Here is a 19332-nt window from a genome sequence, read left to right as displayed (position 1 = left end):
CAGCATAGACGATGCTAGATGATGGCCATGACCGGACTGGAGACATTTGCGGCCGCCATCGCCCGCCATACCCCGCAAGATGGCATGTTCGATTGCGCTCTGCCGGGCGTGACGCTCATACGATGGTCATTCCCGAGCTTGCCGATGCCGGTGATCTACGAACCGACCCTGTGCTTCATCGCGCAAGGCCGCAAGCGCGCGGGGCTGGGCAACATCAGCTATGACTATGATCCGGCGCGTTTCCTGATCGCATCGGTCGGCCTACCAGTGATGGGATCGGTGATCGAGGCGAGCGCCGAGGCGCCCTATCTCAGCCTCCAGCTCGATCTCGACATCGCCGCGCTGAGCGACCTCGCGATCCGCCATCCGGCCGCCGACGACGAGGAGACCGCGTTGCCCGCCGGGCTGACGCTCAACGCAATGACGCCGGCGCTGCTCGATGCGGTCATCAGGCTGGTGAGCCTGCTCGATACGCCTGCCGACATCGATGCGCTGGCACCGCTGACGATCCGCGAGATCCTCTACCGCCTGCTGACCGGGTCGGAAGGCGGCATCATCCGCCATATGGCGCAGGCAGACAGTCGGCTGAGCCAGATCGCGCGCGCGATCATCTGGATCCGCACGCAATATCGCGATCCATGCCGCATCGACGACGCGGCGGAAGTCGCCGGGATGAGCAGATCCTCCTTTCACCAGCATTTCCGGGCGATCACTGCGATGAGCCCGATCGAATTTCGCACCCAGTTGCGGATGCAGGAGGCGCGCCGGCTGATGGTGAGCGAGGCGATGGACGCCGCCACCGCGGGCTTTCAGGTGGGTTATGGCAGCCCTTCCCAGTTCAGCCGCGATTATTCCCGCCTGTTCGGCGCCCCGCCCGCCGCCGACGCGCTCCGGCTGCGCGCGGCAGCGGACGCCTGAGGAGGCAGGGCGTGCATCAATCCGCGCCCCGCCCCGCCACCTCGTCCTCAGAAGTCCCAGAAGCCTGCCACCCAGCGGAAGGCATCTCCATCCACCGCGACACGGCCGACCGAAGGGAACGGCAGGTGCGTGGCGACCAGCAGTTCGCCGGTCGCCGCGGCCTCGTTCAGCAGGCGGATGCGGACACGGGCCGCCTCTTCAGGGTCATGCTCGAACCCGTTGGCCCAATCGGGATGGTCGAACCCGACCGGGAAGATCGCATCGCCGGCAAAGGTCAGCCGCTCGCCGCCCGACGTCAGGCGGACCACGCTGTGCCCCGGCGTATGGCCGCCGGTGCGCGAGACGATGACGCCTGGCGCGACCTCGAAATCCTGTTCGAACGTCTGAATACGATCCCGATAGGCTTCGTGAAACTGCTGCGCGGTGGTGCGCAGCACCGGTGGCACCGGGACCGGCATCGAGGTGTGCGAGAAATCGGGCCGCGCCCAGAAATCGACCTCGGCGGCGCAGACATGCACGCGCAGGTCCGGCCGCAACCGGCTCTTCACCGCATCGACGAGCAGCCCGCCGACATGGTCCATATGCATATGGGTGATGATCACGTCGGTTACCGAGGCGAGATCGATGCCCGCGGCCTCCAGCCGGTGTGGGAACTGCCCGGCGCGCGGGAAGCCGGGGAATTGCCCGCCAAGGCCGGCGTCGACGAGAATGGTCTGGTCGCCGCTGCGCACCACGAGCACGTTCAAGGGCCAGTCGAACCCGTCGGGCGGCAGGAACATGCCCTTCAGCCATGCGGCGCGCGCTGCGGGCTCGGCATTGGTCGCCAGGGTTTCGGTGGGCAATGGCAGCACGCCATCGCTGACGACGAGCACATCGAGTTCGCCGACCCGCAGCGCATAGCGCGACGGCACCAGCTCTTCCGCGCCGGTTGCGTCGGGCTGCGCGAAAATGTCCAGCTTCATGAGTCTACCTCCTGGTTGCCGCGTTGGACACGGCGACAAGAAGGCTAGGCCCCGGCGGATCGGCGATCGATCGGATGGAGGGATTGCTCAGCCTATGCCGCGGCACAGGGGTTGCTACGCGGATTGCGGGGCATCGCGATACGTGCGGGAGGTATCGGCTCGCGCGCGATCGTCGACATAATCGCTCTACGCCTCCGCGGCGAAATCGATGACGCGGATCGGGTCGCTGCCGTCCCAGACGCGCGTGGCGGCGATGCCATCGGCGATGAGTTGGCGGGTCTGCGCGCTTTCGATGAACTCGAACAGGATGCCCGCCTCGCCCGGCGCCTCGAGATAGGCGACGCGCGTGCCGGGGCTCTCCGCCCGGAACAGGGTGCGCAGGCCATCCGCCTCGGCATCGGCCAACGTGGCGTCGAGATCGTCGGTGATCCACGCGAGATGATGCAGCCCGGCCAGCGGCGTGCCGTCCGCAGCGAGATAGGGGCAGACTGCGCCGTTGGTCACGTGGATCAGTTCGACCTGCGTCTCGCCCTGATAGGCGAGGCCGACATCCATCCTGACGACGGCTTCCTGACCGCGAAACCGGCCCTTCAACATGACATTGCGGAACAGCGTCCATGGGCCGACGCCCATCGTCGCAATCCAGCGGGCGATGCTTGCATCGAGATCGCCCGTCACCATGCCGATCTGCGCGATCGGCCCGTATTTCGCCTGGCTCATCCTCTCGGCCCTTCACAAGGTGGGCGATTATCTTCTCCTGTCGATGCCGGATCGCGCATGGGATGGCAATCGCGCACGGTCCGTTCGACGCAACTTGCCAACATTGCCAGCAATCGCGCCGCGCCATAGGGCCGTGCGCATCGCATAGAGAGACCATCATGACCGACGACACCCCGGGCGTGCGGCTGGACCCGCGCATCATCCCCTTCCCCACCTCGATCAGCGCGGAGGCGCGCAACGCGCTTCAGCGCCTTGTGCGCGACGATGGCGTGCCTCTGAATTCGCTCCACGCGATGCCGGCCGTCGACGATCATGATGGCTGGATGCGGATCAAGGCGGCCGTCGATCAGCAATATGCCGCGGGCATGAAGGCGCTGGCCGGGCAGTCGCAATCGCAATCGCAGTCGCGCGTGACGACGATCGAGGTCGGCGGCGCGACCGTCCATGTCGCCACGCCGACCGATCCGGTACGCAGCGACTGCGCCTATATCGATCTGCATGGCGGCGCGCTGGTGTTCGGCGGCGGCGATGCCTGTCGTGCAGCGGCGCAGACGCAGGCCGACCGGCATCGCGTGACCTGCTATGGCATCGACTATCGCATGCCGCCCGAACATCCTTTCCCGGCGGCGCTCGACGATTGCCTGGCGACCTATCGCCACCTTCTCGACAGCCTTGATCCCGCGAACATCATCATCGGCGGACGCTCCTCGGGCGGCAATCTCGCGGTCGCGATGCTGCTGCGCGCGCGGGACGAAGGGCTTCCCTTCCCGGCCGCGCTGGTGCTGCTGTCTCCGGAAGTCGATCTCACCGAATCCGGTGACAGCTTCCAGGTCAACCGCACGGTCGATGTCGTGCTGCCCGGCTCACTGATGGCCAACAACCTGCTCTATGCCAGCGGCGCGGACCTTGGGCATCCCTATCTCTCGCCAGTGTTCGGCGATTTCAGCGGGTTTCCGCCGACCTTCCTGCAGAGCGGTACGCGCGATCTGTTCCTGTCGAACGCCGTCCGCATGCACCGCCTGCTGCGGCGGGCTTCGGTGCCGGTGGACCTGCATATCTTCGAGGCGATGCCGCATGGCGGCTTCATGGGCGGCACGCCCGAGGACCAGGAACTCGTGGCCGAGACGGTGCGCTTCGTCGCCGCGCATTGGCCGGGTGCGGACGGCTGATCCCGCCTGGTCAGATCGCGCTGCCATCCTTGCGGCGAAAGCCGAGGCCTGGGAACACGTGCAGGTCGATATCGGGATAATGGCAGTCGCTCACCGCCGGGCGACCGACGGCGATGAACACGCAGTCCGCCCCGCTTTCATTGACCAGCCGGTGGCCGTTGCCGTCTCCCTTGGGAAAGGCCGCGCAGTCGCCGGCCTTGAGCGGGGTGCGGCCATGATCGTCGATCAGAACCGCCTCCCCGGAGAGGATCACGACGAACTCGTCTTCCTCGGCATGCCAATGCCGCTGCGACGACCAGGCGCCGGGTTCGAGGCGGACATGGCTGACGCCGAAGTCGCTGAGGCCCGCCGGCGGCGCAAGTCGCCGATACCAGCGCCGCTCGACGACGTCGCGATAGGGCGCCGGATAGCCGCTGGCATTGGTTTCCGGGATGGCATGCAGATCGATCTTCGGCATGGCGCCAGTCTAGGCAAAGCCGGGCGGCGTCGCTAGGCGGTCGCGATGATCGATCCCGTCACATTCGCCCAGACCTTGATGGCCGTTCCCAGCGTGACGCCCGCCGGTGTCGCGATGATGGAGACGCTGGCCGAACCGCTCCGCACGCTTGGCTTCGCCGTCGACATCTTCGAGGCCGGCGAGGCGCCGGACGGGCCGGTTGCGAACCTGTTCGCGATCCGCGGCACCGGGGCCAAGCATTTCGCCTTCGCCGGCCACCTCGACGTCGTGCCGCCCGGCGAAGGCTGGACGAGCGCGCCGTTCGCTCCAGAGATTCGCGGCGGGCTGCTCCATGGGCGCGGCGCGGTCGACATGAAGGGCTCGATCGCCGCGTTCGTCGCCGCGCTGGCAGAAGTTGGCGATCTAGACGGCACCGTCAGCCTGATCATCACAGGCGACGAGGAAGGCCCGGCGCTGTACGGCACCGTCGCGCTTATCGAGCATATGCGCGCGCGCGGCCTGTGCCCGGATCTGTGCGTGGTCGGCGAGCCCACCTCCACCATAAGGCTGGGCGACATGATCAAGATCGGCCGACGCGGCTCGGTCAATATGTGGATCGAGGTGTCAGGCACGCAGGGGCATGTCGCCTACCCGCATCTCGCCGACAATCCGATCCCGCGGCTGGTGCGCATCCTCGCCCGGATCGAGGCGATCGTGCTGGACGAGGGCACCGACTGGTTTCAGCCTTCCAACATCGAGATCACCGATCTTGAAGTCGGCAACCCCGCGACCAACGTCATCCCCGCTTTGGCGAAGGCGCGGATCAGCATCCGTTTCAACGATCGCCACAGCGGCGAAGCGCTGACCGCGATGATCCGCGCGATCGTGGAAGAGGAAGCACCCGGCGCACGGCTGATCGCGCGCATCTCGGGCGAGGCCTTCCTCACCCAGCCGGGCGAACTTTCCAGCCTGGTCGCGGGCGCGATCACGCGCGTCACCGGCATCATCCCGGAACTTTCAACGACCGGCGGCACCTCCGACGCGCGCTTCCTGTCCAAACTGTGCCCGGTGGTGGAGTTCGGCCTGCCCAACGCCACGATGCACAAGCTGGACGAGGCCGCGGCGGTGGAGGATATCCACGCGCTCACCGCGATCTATGCAGAAATCCTGCGGGCGGCCTTGCCGGGCTGACACTCCAGCGGACAGGCGCTCCCCAGCCCCTCCCGCACGCGGGAGGGGAGCGGGTCAGAGCGTGCCCTGGATCGTCTGGGAGAAGCCAGGTCCGTCGCCCTGACGCACAGCGATGTCGGCGGTGAAGCGGCCGCCCTGGCGGATGCGCAACATCACCTGTTCCATGCCAGATTCGCCGACCAGCGGCAGCAGCAGCGCCCCGCCGTCGCAGCGCGCATTGCCAGTCAGACCGCCACCCAACCGCACACCGGCCAGCGCACCTTCCAGATTGGCGCGGACCCGGCCACTGGCACGCTGGCACTGGCCGTCAGCGAAGCGCACGGAGAGATCGGTGAGGTCGATCGTCGAAAGCGGCAAGGGTGCGAAGCTGGCGCCGGCCTGCAGCTTGGCGGTGACATCATCCACGCCGAAGCTGTTGCGCGAAACACCGACAGCGCCGCGCACTCCATCGGGCCCCTTGCCGCCGAGGTCGACGCGCGCGCGGCCGACCAGCAATTGCACGGGCGAAAGTGACGCGCTGACGTCTCCCAGCGGGATCGTGCCGGCCCGCGCCTCGGTCAGCCGGCCGAGCCAGACGCTGCCGTGAACCTCGCGCGCTGAAAAGCCGCTGTCGCCCAGCCCGATCGCGCCGAGCATCAGGCGCATGGGGAAGCTGATGATGAGCGCGATGACGAAGGCCGCGATCAGCAGCGCGCGGCGGCCCAGCGGAAGTCTCAACCGCATCAGCGCGTCCTTCCCCTGAGCGTGAGTTCGACATTGAGCGTCGGATCGGCATTGTCGCGCACCACCAGCCGCTCGACCAGCAAGCCGCGCCGTTCCAGGCCGGCAATCCAGCCGAACAGCGCGGCCGGCCGGGCATTGGCGATCGTCAAGGTCAGATGATCGGCGCTGTCGGCGTTGAGGCTGGCGAAGGTGAACCCCGCCTCTCCCGCGGTCTGGCGCACGACGGCTTCGAGCGGTTGATCGAGCGGGGCTGGCGCAGCGCGGGTCAGCGCACGCAGCGCGTCGCGCTTCGCCAGCACCTCGCCATAGCCGATCACGGCCTGCGCGTGGCGCTCACGCGCCAGCGAGAGGCCATCGGTCACCGGCCGCAATATGCCGAGCCAGACGATGACGATGGCAAGCAACGCCGCCATCGCCAGCAGCAGCCGCTGCTCCCGGAGCGTGCGGCCGCTCCACCACAGGCGCAGTTGCGTCTTCATCGCGGCGCCACCGTCAGGTCGCCATTGATCCGGTCGCCCGACTGCTGGAACACGCTGGGCACGACGCGGAGGCCGAGCCCCTCCAGCCTTGCCTTCACCGCCTCCACCTCGAGCCCGGTGCCTGCCGAGAGCGTGAGCTTCATCGTGCCATCCCGTTCAAAGGTCATTGCGTTGAGATCGACTGCGGGCACGCCTTCGACCGCGGCGAACACCGCCCCCGCGGTGACCGAAAAGCCGTAGCCGCCGCCCCGTATGCCCGCGAGCCGTTCGTCGAGGAGCGCCACCGCATTGCCCTGCCCCGCGCCGCCCGGCAGCGCCTCGGCCGCCACGACCTGGGCGCGTCGTTCGAGGTCGTCTGCGGCGAGCGTGTAGCGAAGGATCAGGGCAAGGCTGATCGCCAGGGTAACGCCAGCAATGGCGACGCCGATAGTGATGAGCCGCCGGACCTGCTTCCAGTCGATCGCCCAGCGCCGGCGCCGCGCGAACGCGCCCTGCCTAAGATCAAGCAACGGATCGGCGACGCCGGCGGCGATCGCACGTTCCAGCGCCTCGCGGTCGAGCGAGTCGGTGGACGCATCGCCGATCAGCAGCGGCGCAAGCTGTGGATCCTCGACGAAGCCACTGTCACGGCCGCGCACCACGGTCTCTTCGCCCAGCACGCCGCGGACGAAGCCGGTCTCCGGCCGCGGCAGCAGCAGCGCCGCGGGCACGATCGCATCCGGATCGAGCCCACGCGCCTGCAGCGCCGCCAGCCAGGCACTCATGCGCGCGGCTTCCAGCGTCGCCATCGGGCGGACGCCGGCCTCGGCTTCGTCATCGGGCTCGCCGAGTGCCACGTGCAGCGCCTCGACCGGCTGGATCGTGTTCTCCGACGCCAGCAGCTTTGCCGCCGCACGCGCCTGGGCGGGTGCCAGCTTAGGCAATTCGGCCCAGTCGAGCGTCATCGCGCCGGCTGGCGCCACCGCGACGATACGCTCGATCTCGGCACTGTCCGCCGCCGTCGCCGGAATCGTCTCGGCCCCCTCGCCGCGCCCGACCACGGCATCGCCGGCGAAACGCAGCCAGCGCCACACGCTGTCCGGGCGCTCTGGCAAGAAAAGCACCAGCGCATTGCTCATGAAGGATCCCCCCATTGCCGCCGCACCAGCCGCGAAGGCGTGCGGGTGGCATCGATCAGCGCGGTCTCGCTCAGCTCGGCGCCGGCCAGCTCAACGCTGATGCTCAGATTGAAATATCGCGTCCTTACCTTGATCTGCTCGGCCGCCTGCATCGGCGGCACCAGCGCCTCCAGCGCAGGCAGTTTCCAGAAGGCCGCGGCGCTCGAAAAGCCGTTCGACGGCCGCTCCAGCAGCATCTGCCGTGCCCGATCGAGCGTCAGTTGCTGTGGCAACAGCATGGCGAAGAGCGGCGCCTGTTCGGGCGACAGCGTGTTGACGTTGATCGGTGAAAGCTCATTGTTCGGCAATGCGCAGATCCAGGGCCTGAGGCGCGCGTAGACCTCGGGCGTGACGCCCGCAACCGCGCGCAATTCGCTGATATCCTGAATCAGCATGTTGGGGGGCAGATAGGGTTCGGCGAGCGCGGCGTAATAATTGTCCTCGGCGCCGCCCGAGCCAGGCGTGCTGTCCGTATCGATCCAGTCGGCCAGCGAGACCGCGATCGTCCGCGCTTCCTGCGGCGGGATCTCCAGCAAGGTCATCAGCGCCTCGAACTGGGAGATGCCGTAGGGATAGGCCTGCTTCTCCAGCCCTTGCGCGCCGCTGACGACGCTGTTGAGGTTGAAGCAATTGCCGCCGTCCGAAACGGTCGCGGTGGCGAGGCCGCCGGGGATCGGCAGGCGCTGGCGGCGGCCGTTCCAATTGCCCTCCAGCGTCGTGCGCGCCGCATCGCGCTCCATGATGTCGTCGATGCGGCGCTGCGTCAGCGTTTCGGCGGCATAGGCATAGGCGCGCGCCTGATCGGTCGCGTTGGCATTGGCGGCAAGACGCGTCGAGATGCGCAATTTCTCCAGCGCCCCCGCAGCCAGCACCGAAATCACTGCGACGAGCAGCAGCACCGTCAGCAAGGCGGCCCCACGCTCTCCGGCGGGTATGGGAGGACGCGCGCGCATCAATAGCCCGTTCCGACGAGGAAGAGCTGGCGATATTCGCGGCCATCACGGCGGCGGATGGTGAGTTCCATCGCACGCGGCAGAGCCTCGGCGCGGGTCGGCTGCCACGCGTCCATCCAGTCATTGTCGATGCGATAGCGGACGCTGAGCCGGTCGACATCGTCGAGCAGCACTGATCGGGTGATCGGCTCCGCCCCGTCGAGCATGGCGAAGGGCACGCGTTCGAGCCTGCCATCGACCAACTGATATTCCACGCGCTGCAGGCTGGCGCGTGCCGATCCTTCCGCATTCGTCCAGCCGGAGCGAACGAACGACAGGAAGGGCTCGCCATTGCTGACGGCGAGACCATCGAAAGCGGGAAGCGGATCGCCCTCCCGGTTACGGGTCGAGCGCGGGATGACTTGTGCCATGTCGGCGGAAACGATCGCCCCGACACGACCGAGCGCGGCGATTTCGTCGAGCCGATCGCTCGCCGCTGCCTGCGCGCGCACGCTGAAGGCCAGGATCGCGACACCCGCGCCGGCGAGCAGCGCGAAGATGAAAAGCGCGACCAGAAGCTCAACCAGTGTGAAGCCGTGTTCGGCGGAACGCCGTGAATAGACATGGGCCGTCATTCGCGCGGCCTGACGATGGTGAGGCGTGCTGCCTGCAAACCGGTCGCGTCGAACACGGAGATATCGACGCGGGCAATGCGCTGGTCGCCGGTCAGCGAGGTTCGGCGCTCCCACCGCCACTGGCGGCCGCCATTCTCGGCCTTGCCGTCACTCTTGCCGAGCGATGGCGCAAGCGGATCGCTCAGCGTTTCGACCGCGACGTTACGTGCGACCATCTGCCCCACCGTTTGCGTTTCGAGATCGGCGGTGCTGCGGATCGTCGCGCCTTCCAGCCGCAGCAGCGCCAGCGCGGCGAGGCTGAACACGATCAGCGCGACGAGCATTTCGAGGAGGGTGAAGCCGGCTTCCCCTTTCGCGCCGGACTTACCCATCGATCCGCACCGTTCCGTCGGTATCGATCACCACCGTGCTGCGCACGCCTTCGCGCAGCAGCGTGACTTCCATGCGCTGGCTGGCGAGGCCGGTAGAATCGAACGTCACCCGGCTGCGCCCGCCCGCGGCGACCGCGACGGTGCCGTCGCTCCATTCCTCGGGGCGGAAGGGCTTGTCCGCCAACTTCATCCAGCGCCCCGCGCGGCGCGCCTCGAAGCTGTAGCCCTGCGCCGACACGCTGAGGTTGATGCTGTGCGATTCGACGACCGCGGCATCGCGCGCCGCCTTGGCGCGCGCCGCGAAACGCTCCGCCTCGTCGACTAGACGGCCACGCGGATCGGGCATCGCAAGCACCACCGCCGCGGACATCAACGCGACGATCGTGATCACGATCATCAGTTCGACAAGCGTGAAGCCGTGTTCGGCGGAACGCCTCAGGGGCGTGAAGCCGTTTTCGGCCACACGCTTCAGCGACACGAAGCCGTGTTCGGCGGAACGCCGCAAGGGCATCGCGCCCTGTGCCCGATCGTTCCGCCGCGAGGTCATCGGCTTACTGCCAGCTACCGATATCGGCGTTGTCGTCCGTGCCGCCCTCGACGCCGTCGGCGCCATAGGACCAGATGTCGAACGGACCGTTCCGGCCCGGTGCGCTGTAGTTGTACGGGCGGCCCCACGGGTCGTCGGGCAGCTTCTTGATATAGCCGCCGCGCTGGTAGCGCTGGGCGTTCTGCAGCGACGCCGGCGGGGTCAGCAGCGCCGACAGGCCATCGCCGGTCGACGGATAGTTGAGGTTGTGGAGCCGGTACATCTCCAGTGCCTGCTCGATCGTGGCGATATCCGCCTTGGCCTTGTCCACGCGGGCGCGGTCGCCTGCGGGGATCACGTTGATCGCGACGATCGTGGCGAGCAGCCCGATGATCACGATCACGACCATCAGTTCTACCAGCGTGAAGCCGTCCTCTGCCGGCCGCCTGGCCGGTCTGGCGGCCAGGCGGCGGCGCAGGGAAGAAAGGATCGAGGAACTACGCATGAAAAACCTCATGATGCCGCCAGCGTTTCGAGCTGGAGGATGGGAAGCAGGATGGATAGCACGATCATCGCGACGATGCCGCCCATCAGCACGATGATCGCGGGCTCCAGCAGCGACAGTGCCGCCGAGGTGAAGCCCTCGAACTCGCGTTCGAGATAGTCGGCGGCGCGTTCCAGCATCGTATCCAGCCGCCCGGACGCCTCGCCCGATGCGGCGAGATAGACGAGCAGCGGCGGAAAGATGTCGGCGCGGCGCAGCGCCGCCGAAAGACTGCCGCCGCCTCTGATGGCTTCGACGATCTCGTCGGTCGCAGCCCGCAGTGCGCGATTGTTCACCGTCTGGCTGGTGAGCGCGAGGCCCTCCAGCAGCGGCAGGCGAGAGGCGATCATCGTCGAGAGCGTGCGCGCCATCCGCGCGGCGTGAAGATCGCGGATCAACCGGCCGATGAACGGAATGCGCAGCAACATGCGATCGAAGCGCAGCCGGATGCCCGGATCCTTCAACGCGCGCCAGCCGACGAAGCCGAGCAGCGCGACGCCGATCAGCAGCGCCCACCACCAGCCGGCGAGAAAGTCCGAAAGCGCGATCACGATCCGCGTCAGCAGCGGCAATTCCTGCCCGACCGTATCGAACTGCTCCACCACCTGCGGCACGACGAAGATCATCAGCGCCATCACCACGCCCATCGCGACGAAGGCGAGCACGGTAGGGTAGGCAAGCGCGGTCATCACCTTGGAGCGCATCTGCGCCTGGCGTTCGAGCAGTTCGGCCTGCCGCTCCAGGATCGATGGCAAGGTGCCGGATCCTTCGCCGGCAGAGACCATCGCGCGGTAGAGCGGCGGGAAGCTCCGCGCCTCGCGGCCCATCGATTCGGAGAGGCGCCGCCCCTCGACGACGCCGGCATGGACGCGTTCCAGCACCGCGCGAACGTGAGGCTGTTCGGTCTGGCGCGAAATGGTGCGCAGCGATTCCTCCAGCGGGCTGACCTGAATCAGGGTAGCGAGCTGGCGGGTGAACAATGTGAGCGCCTTGCCGGACATGCGGCGCGGACCGAACAGGCTGCCGCCTGCAAGCAAGGGCCGCGCGCGCGTTGCCGCCGCGGCGCCGCCGCCACCGCTGCCGAGCTCGATGCGCACGACATAAAGGCGGCGCTTGTCGAGCCGCGCGCGCGCATCCTCGATCGTCGGCGCGGCGACGCTGCCGCGCCGTTCACGGCCACCGGTATCGAGCGCGAGATAATCGAAATCAGGCATTCAAGCCTCACGCATCGATCGTCTCGCGACGGGAGACGCGCACAGCCTCCTCGGGCGTTGTCATCCCCTCGCGAACCAGCGCGCGCGCAGCGGCGCTCAGGTCGCTGCTGTTGCGGAAGGCGTGGCGGGAGATCGCGACCTCATCGCCGCCTTCATTGATCAGCCGGCGGATCGTGTCGTCGATGCGAACCGCCTCGTAGACGCCGATGCGGCCCTTGAACCCGGTGCCGCTGCACTCGCTGCAGCCCTGCGGCTCGTAGATGGTGGTGCCGGGCTCGATGCCGAGCAGCGCCGCGACCGAGGCGTCTGCGGGCATTGCCTGGCGGCAGTTGGGGCATAGGCGCCGCACCAGCCGCTGCGCAAGCACCGCCCGCAGGGTGGAGGCGAGCAGGAACGGCTCCACCTTCATGTCACGCATGCGGGTGATCGCGCCGACCGCGTCGTTGGTGTGGACGGTCGAGAGCACGAGATGGCCGGTGAGCGAGGCCTGCACCGCAATTTCGGCGGTCTCGCGGTCGCGGATTTCGCCCACCATCACCACATCCGGATCCTGGCGCAGAATCGCACGGAGCCCGGCGGCGAATGTGAGACCGACCTTGGCGTTGACCTGGGTCTGGCCGACGCCTTCGACCGCATATTCGACCGGATCCTCGACGGTCAGGATGTTGCGCGAGCCATCGTTGAGCAGCCGCAAGCTGGCATAGAGCGTTGTCGTCTTGCCCGAGCCGGTCGGGCCGGTCACGAGAATGATGCCATTGGGTTCGGCCAACGCATCGCGCAGCAGCGCATGCATCGCCGGCGCCATGCCGAGCGCGTCGAGCGTGATCCCGGCATTTTCCTTGTCGAGGATACGCAGCACCACGCGTTCGCCGGCACGGCTGGGCAGCGTGGAGACGCGGACGTCGAGAAGCTTGCCGGCCAGCGTCAGGCCGATGCGGCCGTCCTGCGGCACGCGGCGTTCGGCGATGTCGAGCCGCGCCATGACCTTGATACGGCTGACGACGACGGGGGCGACGTGCGGCGGCATCCGCAGCGTCTCGCGCAACACGCCATCGATGCGCATGCGTACGACGAGGCCGGTCTCATAGGGCTCGATATGGATGTCGGACACGCCCTGCCGCGCGGCTTCGGCGATGATGCCGTTGATCAGGCGGATCGCTGGCGCGTCGTCGGCGGTGTCGAGCAGGTCGTCAGCGGTCGGCAGGTCGGTCGCGAGCAGATCGAGCTCGTCACCGAGGCCGAGCGAGCCCGCGGCCATCGCCGCCGCCTGCCCGTCCATCGCGTAGCGATCAGAAAGCAGCCGGTCGAACTCGATGACGGGCACCTGGCTGACATCGAATGCGCGGCCGAGATAGCGCCGCACCTCGAGCAGCACGCGCGGATCGCTGCCCTGCCGCAAGGTCACGGCATAGCCCCCCGCAGCGTCGGGCCCGTTGAGCACGACCCCGAACTTCCGCGCAAAGCCATAGGGGATGGCATAGAGCGTCTCGACCGCGGGCACAGGCGCCACGTCGGCCGCAACCATCCCGGCGGCGGCCTCGGCTTCGGTGTCGACCGCCTTCGCCTCGCCGCCCTTGCGGATCCTCATCCCCGGATCCTCACTTCTGCTCCAGCCCGGTCGCGGGATCGACCGGGCGGATCGTCGAGGTCGAACCGCGGACTTCGGGCCGAATGATCGCGGGCTCTGCCGGTGCCGGCGGCAGCGCTTCGGTCGCGGCGCCCGGCACGGGGGGCGCGACGGCATCACCCGGAGCAAGCTGGGATGCCGGGATCGGCGGCGTCGCGCCCATATATTCGCGCACCAGTTCGTCGATCGTCGGTTCGCGGTCGGGTCGCGCGTCAAGCTGCTGCTGGCGCATATAGCCGTAGCGGCGCTCGGAAACCTCACGCGAATCCGCGGCGGTGCGCAGGATGGTCGGGCGGATGAACACCATCAGGTTGGTCTTGGCGCGCGAACGGGCCTTCGAACGGAACAGCACGCCCAGCCCCGGCAAATCGCCGAGGAACGGGATCTTCTCCACCGTTCGCCGCTCATTGTCGTCGAGCAGGCCGCCGATGCCGACGATCTCGCCATCGTCGATCGTGATGGTCGTTTCGATCTCGCGCTTGTTGAGGATCAGGTCGGAGAAATCCTCGCTCACCGGGCCGGCGATCGAGCTAACCTCCTGCCGCAGTTCGAGCTTCACCGTGCCGCCCGCGTTGATCACCGGCTTCACCTCCAGCGAGATCCCGACATTCTGGCGCTGAACGGTGCGGAACGCATTGTCGAAATTGTTGCTGAGCGCCTGGCCGGTGGTGATGGGGATTTCCTGGCCGACGAGGATGCGCGCTTCCTGATTGTCGAGCGTCATCACCGACGGCGCCGACAACAGGTTGGACTGGTTGTCCGACTTCACCGCATTGACGATCGCGCCGAGGATCAGATCGCTGCCGATCTTGGTCGCGAAGCCGGCAAACCCGCCTTGCGCGGCCAAGATCTGCTGCGCGGCATTCTGTTCGAGCAGATCGGTGACGGCGGAATTAGTGCTTGTAGTGACGGTGTCGCCATTGATGACGGTGGTCGTCTGGCTCAGCTCTCGCGCACCGATCGCGCCGGCGATCGAAAGGATGCTGGGTGAACTGTTCGAATAGTTGGTAACGGCGAAGGGCGCGTTCTTGCCGCCGAACAAAAGCTGGACGCCCAGCCGCTTGGCGGTCGCGTCCGAAATCTCGGCGATCACCGCCTCGACCAGCACCTGCTCGCGCCGCGTGTCGAGCTGACGCACGACCTCGCCCAGCGTGCGCTGGATCTCGGGCGGTGCGGCGATGACGAGCGCGTTGGCGCCCTCAAAGCGGGTGATGATCGCGGGGCCACGGCCGGCAATGCCCCCATTCCCGCCTGCGCTGGCGGCAGCCGGGGCGGCGGCTGCCGCCGGGCTCGGCGATGGCGTGGGCGCCGGTGCGTCGGAGGAGGATCCGCTCGATCCGCTCGTGCTGCTGCGGCGGCTGAGCCCGGAACTCGACGATGACGAATAGGTCGGCTGCTGCCCGACAAGCTGCTGCAGCACCGGCAGCATCTTTTCCGCATCGGCATGCTGCAGCCACAGCACGCGGATCTCGGTGCCGGTCGCCGCGCGGCGATCAAGGTCGGCAGCGATGTCCGCGAGGCGAGCGACGGTCGGGCCGTCACCGCGCAGCGCGATCGAGTTTGAGCTGTCGATGGCGACGATCGTCGCAGCGGGGCCACGCGCCGCGGCCCCCTCCCCACCCCCGGTGCCGACAAGCTGCTGCAGCGACTGCGCGATCTCACGCGCGCCGGCATTCTTCAGCGGCACCAGCCGCGTCGTCGCGCTGTCCCGGTCGATCTCGGCGATCACCTGACGGATGCGGCGGATATTGTCGGCAAAATCGGCGACGACCACCGAATTTCCCGAGCGGTTGGCGGTGACCGAGCCCTCGCGGCTGACCAGCGGGCGAATCGTCTCGACCGCCGAGGTCGCGTCGATCGATTTCAGCCGGAAGATCTCGGTGACGAAGGCGTTGCGCGGGGCGCGGGCCGCGCCGCCGACGGCACCCGGTTGCGAGGCTGCGCCATCGGCGGGCTGGATGCGGAACGCGCCGCTTGCGGTCGGCACCGCGATCAGGCCGTTGGCGCGGATCGTCGAGAGGAAGATCTCGAAATACTCGCTGCGCGACAGGGGACGGTCGGTCACCACCGAGACCTTACCCTGCACCCGCTGATCGATGATGAAGGTCCGGCCGGTCACCCGCGCCGCATCCTGAATGAAGGCGCGGATGTCGGCATCGCGCACATTGAGCGTCTGCTGCGCGTGGAGCGGCAGCGGCGCAGCCAGCGCAAGCGCGAGGCCGATGGTCAGGAGATGCTTCTTCATTGTCTCGCTATCGTGATGACGAGGGGAACGACCTGCGATCCGCGTTCGACCTGCAGGCTGATATTGCCGCCCTTGCCGCCAGCTTCGGTGGCCATGCGTTCAAGGTCACTGGCGTTGGTGATCTTCTGGTTGTTGACCGAGACGATGATGTCCCCATCCTGCAGTCCCGCGACGCGGAATGCGGTGCCGGCGCCCTTGGGCTTCACGACGAAGCCGGTGATCTGCCCCTGATCGAGCCGCGGCGCGAAATCGATCTCGCCAAGCAGTTGCTGCGGCGCCACCGTCTGCGATCCGGGAACGGCGGCGGCCGTTGGCGAATCAAGCAAGGTGCTGGTGTCTGACTGATCGGGCGCGGGCGGCGGCGGCGCCGCCCCCGATTGATCGAGGAACAACTGCTCGTCAGCGCCGCCGCGACTGATCGTCACGCCATCGAACTGCACCGACTTGAGCGTAACGCCGGGGACGATCTCGTCGCCAACGGCGTAGCTGTTCTGCACGCCATCGGGCCCGCCGATGATCGCCGATCCGCGCCCCATCGCCTCGTCGACGCGCACGCCGAACAAGGTGAGTTGCAGCGAGGTGACGACGGCCTCCGCCGGGCCCGAGGACTGGCGGAAGAAGGGATCGAACCCGCCGAGCAGCCGGGCGCGCGACTCGGCGCCCTGGACGATCCCGTTCTGCGGGCGCCAGTCTCCCAAGGGGCCGACCGGCGTGACGACGGCCCACAGCAGGCGGGCGCACTGCACCGCCAGCACCAACAGCAATAAGAGCTCGACGACCCCGTAAGCGCTGGTGCGGGGCAAGCGTCGCAACAGCCGCTTCGCGCGCGGATCCAAGGCGATACGCATCAAACACCCCCGATCCGGCCGCGCTAGGGACAGGATGTGACGGAACAATGACACTCTGGTGACGGATTTTCTGCAGATCGGGCAAGCCCAAATCGACAGCATGATCCCCGCACGGAAAATCGCCGCCTTCCGACCTCCGCGAAATTGATCGTGCCCGCTCGTCGCTTTAGACGCAACCGCGGATCAAGGAGTAGATCATGGACATCGCGTCGCGGCTGTTGGGAACCCCGGGTGTGCAGAAGGTGCCGAGCCCCAAGCTCGACCTGTTCATCAACAAGAAGTTCCTCTCAGCCGAGGAGTGCGCCGCTTTGATCGAACGGATTGATGCCAAGCGCCGCCCCTCCACCGTGTCCGACGACATGGGCGACAAATATTTCCGCACGAGCGAAACCTGCGACCTAAGCTGGGACGATCCCGTCGCAATCGCGCTCGACGAAAAGATCGCCGGCTTCATGGGCATGGATGCCGCTCTGGGCGAGCCGCTGCAAGGCCAGCGCTATGCGGTGGGCCAGGAATTCAAGGCGCATACGGACTATTTCGAGGTCAACGGCCCCGACTATGTCAAATATTGCAGCGAGACCGGCCAGCGCACCTGGACGGCGATGATCTATCTCAACACGCCCGAAGCCGGCGGCGCGACGCGCTTCAAGGTGATCGACAAGATCGTTCAGCCCGAAGAGGGCAAGCTGTTGATGTGGAGCAATTTGCGCGCCGATGGCTCGGGCAACGCCGCCACCCTGCACCATGCGATGAAAGTACGCGCCGGTTTCAAATATGTGATCACCAAATGGTATCGCCAACGCCCCTGGCCACGCCCCGCCACCGGTTGATCCGATAACCGCCTGTGGCAGGAATGCCACAACCGATCCCGTCATAAAATCGCAACGCTTGTGACTTCGATGAGTCATCGAACCACAACCCTTGTGTCATGCACCGCGCCTAGGGCGCCCCGGAGGGCGGCAGGGGGCGCGGCCGAATCCAGCATTTTCCCCTTTCGCTCCGATACCCGAAGCTAAACCGGAGCGTAGACGATAATGGCCAAGATTTCCCGCGTAACGAAGCTGCTGCTCGCGACCTGCGGTTGCGCGGCGCTCGCCGCTTGCGGCGCCGACGACGTCGCCTCGCCCGGCGACGGCGTCATCATCCAGCCGACGCCCACCCCGACGCCGACCCCGACGCCCACGCCGACCCCGACCCCGGGTCAGCCGGCGGCGAGCTGCCCGTCGGGCACCACCGATCGCGGTGTCGTGGGTTCTAAGCGTTCGTGCGAGCTGCCGGCCCGCTTCACGCAGGACACCCGCATCGACAACCTCCCGGGCGTCGTCTACTCGCTCTCGGGTGCGGTCAACGTCGGCTCCGACCTCGGCGGCAGCGGCTCGCAGTCGGGCGGCCAGGCCGTCACGCTCACGATCCAGCCGGGCGCGCTGCTGATGGGTTCGGCGGGTAACGACTATCTCGTCGTCAATCGCGGTTCGCGCCTCATCGCGAACGGCACCGCGACGCAGCCGATCATCTTCACCGCCAAGGCAAATGTCGAAGGCACTGCGACCGACTCCACGCAGGGCCTGTGGGGCGGCATCATCCTGCTCGGCCGCGCGCCGATCAGCGATTGCAACGCGTCGGTCCCCGGTGGTTCGGTCGACTGCCAGAACGTCATCGAAGGCACCACCGGCTCGCTGTACGGCGGCGCGACCGCAACCGACAACAGCGGCTCGCTCACCTACGTCCAGATCCGCTACTCGGGCTTCGCGATTGCGCCGGGCAACGAACTTCAGGGTCTGACCTTGGGGGGCGTCGGCAGCAACACCACGCTGAACCACATCCAGGTCCACAACAGCTCGGACGACGGCATCGAGATCTTCGGCGGCCGCCCGAACCTCAAGCATCTGGTGATCACCGGCGCCGACGATGACGCGCTCGATACCGACCTGGGCTATCAGGGCTTCATTCAGTATGTGATCGCCGTCCAGCGCGACACAAACAACGGCGACTCGATGATCGAGGCCGACTCGAATGGCAACGAAGACGCGCTGCCGCGTCAGAAGACCGTCGTTTCAAACGCGACCTTCGTCCAGCGCTCGACCGTCCAAGGCGGCAACACCATCCTGATCCGCGGCGGTGCCGACTACAAGCTGCTCAATAGCGTCGTTTCGGGTCCGCAGGCCTGCCTCGACATCGACCAGACCGGCGGCACCACGATGCGTCCGGCCGACAGCGCGCTGCAGGACGACGGCCCGCCGCAGTTCCGCTCGGTGCTGTTCAGCTGCCCGACGATCGCCCGCGACGACGGCAATGTCGCCGTGGCCGACATCACCGCCCTGATCGCGCTCGACACGAACAACCGTACCAACGTCACTGCGACGCTGAGCAACGTGTTCGTCAACGGTTCGGCCGAGACCGCGGTCACCGCGTTCAACGCCAACACGCTGAACGCCTTCCTCGACACCACCACCTATATCGGTGCCGTCCGTGACGCGTCCGACACGTGGTACCAGGGTTGGACCTGCAACTCGGGCTATGTCAGCTTCGGCTCGACCAGCGCGACCTGCACGACCGTCCCCACCGCCTAACCCGGGCTTTTGCCTGAACCCCGGGGGCAGCGGCCAGCGCCGCTGCCCCCGTTTTCCGACGAGAC

The 19332-nt window shown here is 67.3% G+C and carries 20 protein-coding genes; 5 read left to right on the top strand and 15 right to left on the bottom strand.

The genetic code is table 11. The features are described 5' to 3' along the window. Nucleotides 1-27 precede the first annotated feature (27 nt). Nucleotides 28-918 carry an AraC family transcriptional regulator gene (locus FHS96_RS05370; RefSeq protein WP_429588452.1) on the top strand — a complete coding sequence of 297 codons (891 nt, stop codon included), beginning with the start codon at nt 28-30 and terminating at the stop codon, nt 916-918. A 47-nt stretch (nt 919-965) separates the two neighbouring features. Here the strand turns inward: FHS96_RS05370 and FHS96_RS05365 are convergent, their stop codons facing one another. Beyond that, nucleotides 966-1880 (bottom strand): MBL fold metallo-hydrolase, encoded by a 915-nt coding sequence (locus tag FHS96_RS05365; RefSeq protein ID WP_429588451.1) that lies wholly within the window; start codon nt 1878-1880, stop codon nt 966-968. 186 nt (nt 1881-2066) lie between these two features. Continuing rightward, complete coding sequence (locus FHS96_RS05360; protein WP_429588449.1) at nt 2067-2600, bottom strand: VOC family protein; 534 nt, start codon at nt 2598-2600, stop codon at nt 2067-2069. 158 nt (nt 2601-2758) lie between these two features. Here FHS96_RS05360 and FHS96_RS05355 point away from each other — a divergent pair, with 158 nt between their 5' ends. Beyond that, on the top strand, nt 2759-3769 hold the full coding sequence (locus FHS96_RS05355) for an alpha/beta hydrolase (protein WP_429588447.1): 1011 nt from the start codon (nt 2759-2761) through the stop codon (nt 3767-3769). Nucleotides 3770-3779: 10 nt separating this feature from the next. Here FHS96_RS05355 and FHS96_RS05350 read toward each other — a convergent pair whose 3' ends face one another. After that, nucleotides 3780-4226: a cupin domain-containing protein gene (locus tag FHS96_RS05350; RefSeq protein ID WP_429588445.1), complete on the bottom strand. Its 447-nt coding sequence runs from the start codon at nt 4224-4226 to the stop codon at nt 3780-3782. A gap of 45 nt (nt 4227-4271) precedes the next feature. Here FHS96_RS05350 and dapE point away from each other — a divergent pair, with 45 nt between their 5' ends. Further along, nucleotides 4272-5396 carry a succinyl-diaminopimelate desuccinylase gene (gene dapE / locus FHS96_RS05345; RefSeq protein WP_429588443.1) on the top strand — a complete coding sequence of 375 codons (1125 nt, stop codon included), beginning with the start codon at nt 4272-4274 and terminating at the stop codon, nt 5394-5396. Between the two features lie 54 nt (nt 5397-5450). On the opposite strand, the gene gspN is transcribed toward dapE, so the two are convergent. The 12 genes from gspN to FHS96_RS05285 all read right to left on the bottom strand — a co-directional run bounded on the left by gspN (nt 5451) and on the right by FHS96_RS05285 (nt 16697). Continuing rightward, nucleotides 5451-6119, bottom strand: coding sequence for a type II secretion system protein N (gspN, locus tag FHS96_RS05340; protein WP_429588441.1), 669 nt, complete (start codon nt 6117-6119; stop codon nt 5451-5453). Next, on the bottom strand, nt 6119-6598 hold the full coding sequence (gene gspM, locus FHS96_RS05335) for a type II secretion system protein GspM (protein WP_429588438.1): 480 nt from the start codon (nt 6596-6598) through the stop codon (nt 6119-6121). The genes gspN and gspM overlap by 1 nt, the downstream gene beginning before the upstream one ends. After that, nucleotides 6595-7716, bottom strand: coding sequence for a type II secretion system protein GspL (gene gspL / locus FHS96_RS05330; protein ID WP_429588436.1), 1122 nt, complete (start codon nt 7714-7716; stop codon nt 6595-6597). The genes gspM and gspL overlap by 4 nt, the downstream gene beginning before the upstream one ends. Continuing rightward, nucleotides 7713-8708, bottom strand: coding sequence for a type II secretion system minor pseudopilin GspK (gene gspK / locus FHS96_RS05325; protein ID WP_429588434.1), 996 nt, complete (start codon nt 8706-8708; stop codon nt 7713-7715). The genes gspL and gspK overlap by 4 nt, the downstream gene beginning before the upstream one ends. Further along, complete coding sequence (gspJ, locus tag FHS96_RS05320; protein WP_429588432.1) at nt 8708-9322, bottom strand: type II secretion system minor pseudopilin GspJ; 615 nt, start codon at nt 9320-9322, stop codon at nt 8708-8710. Before gspJ ends, gspK begins: the two co-directional genes overlap by 1 nt. Next, entirely contained in the window at nt 9319-9693 is a 375-nt protein-coding gene (gspI, locus tag FHS96_RS05315) for a type II secretion system minor pseudopilin GspI (RefSeq protein ID WP_429588430.1), read from the bottom strand. Before gspI ends, gspJ begins: the two co-directional genes overlap by 4 nt. Next, on the bottom strand, nt 9686-10240 hold the full coding sequence (locus tag FHS96_RS05310) for a GspH/FimT family pseudopilin (RefSeq protein WP_429588428.1): 555 nt from the start codon (nt 10238-10240) through the stop codon (nt 9686-9688). The genes gspI and FHS96_RS05310 overlap by 8 nt, the downstream gene beginning before the upstream one ends. Nucleotides 10241-10244: 4 nt before the next feature. Beyond that, complete coding sequence (gene gspG / locus FHS96_RS05305; RefSeq protein ID WP_429588426.1) at nt 10245-10724, bottom strand: type II secretion system major pseudopilin GspG; 480 nt, start codon at nt 10722-10724, stop codon at nt 10245-10247. Nucleotides 10725-10732: 8 nt separating this feature from the next. Beyond that, nucleotides 10733-11977 carry a type II secretion system inner membrane protein GspF gene (gene gspF / locus FHS96_RS05300; protein WP_429588424.1) on the bottom strand — a complete coding sequence of 415 codons (1245 nt, stop codon included), beginning with the start codon at nt 11975-11977 and terminating at the stop codon, nt 10733-10735. A 7-nt stretch (nt 11978-11984) separates the two neighbouring features. Further along, nucleotides 11985-13502 (bottom strand): type II secretion system ATPase GspE, encoded by a 1518-nt coding sequence (gene gspE, locus FHS96_RS05295; protein WP_429589628.1) that lies wholly within the window; start codon nt 13500-13502, stop codon nt 11985-11987. Nucleotides 13503-13575: 73 nt separating this feature from the next. Then, nucleotides 13576-15849, bottom strand: a complete 2274-nt coding sequence (gspD, locus tag FHS96_RS05290) for a type II secretion system secretin GspD (RefSeq protein ID WP_429588422.1) — start codon at nt 15847-15849, stop codon at nt 13576-13578. Next, nucleotides 15846-16697, bottom strand: coding sequence for a type II secretion system protein N (locus tag FHS96_RS05285; RefSeq protein ID WP_429588420.1), 852 nt, complete (start codon nt 16695-16697; stop codon nt 15846-15848). Before FHS96_RS05285 ends, gspD begins: the two co-directional genes overlap by 4 nt. Nucleotides 16698-16894: 197 nt before the next feature. Here FHS96_RS05285 and FHS96_RS05280 point away from each other — a divergent pair, with 197 nt between their 5' ends. After that, nucleotides 16895-17527, top strand: coding sequence for a prolyl hydroxylase family protein (locus FHS96_RS05280; protein WP_429588418.1), 633 nt, complete (start codon nt 16895-16897; stop codon nt 17525-17527). A gap of 204 nt (nt 17528-17731) precedes the next feature. Continuing rightward, nucleotides 17732-19267 (top strand): hypothetical protein, encoded by a 1536-nt coding sequence (locus FHS96_RS05275; protein ID WP_429588416.1) that lies wholly within the window; start codon nt 17732-17734, stop codon nt 19265-19267. Nucleotides 19268-19332: the final 65 nt, after the last annotated feature.

The sequence above is a fragment of the Sphingomonas zeicaulis genome, from assembly GCF_050433225.1.
In the GTDB taxonomy this organism is placed as follows: Bacteria; Pseudomonadota; Alphaproteobacteria; order Sphingomonadales; family Sphingomonadaceae; genus Sphingomonas_D; species Sphingomonas_D zeicaulis.
The sequence above is the reverse complement of the archived record's forward strand: the minus strand, read 5'-3'. Positions and strand labels throughout refer to the sequence as shown.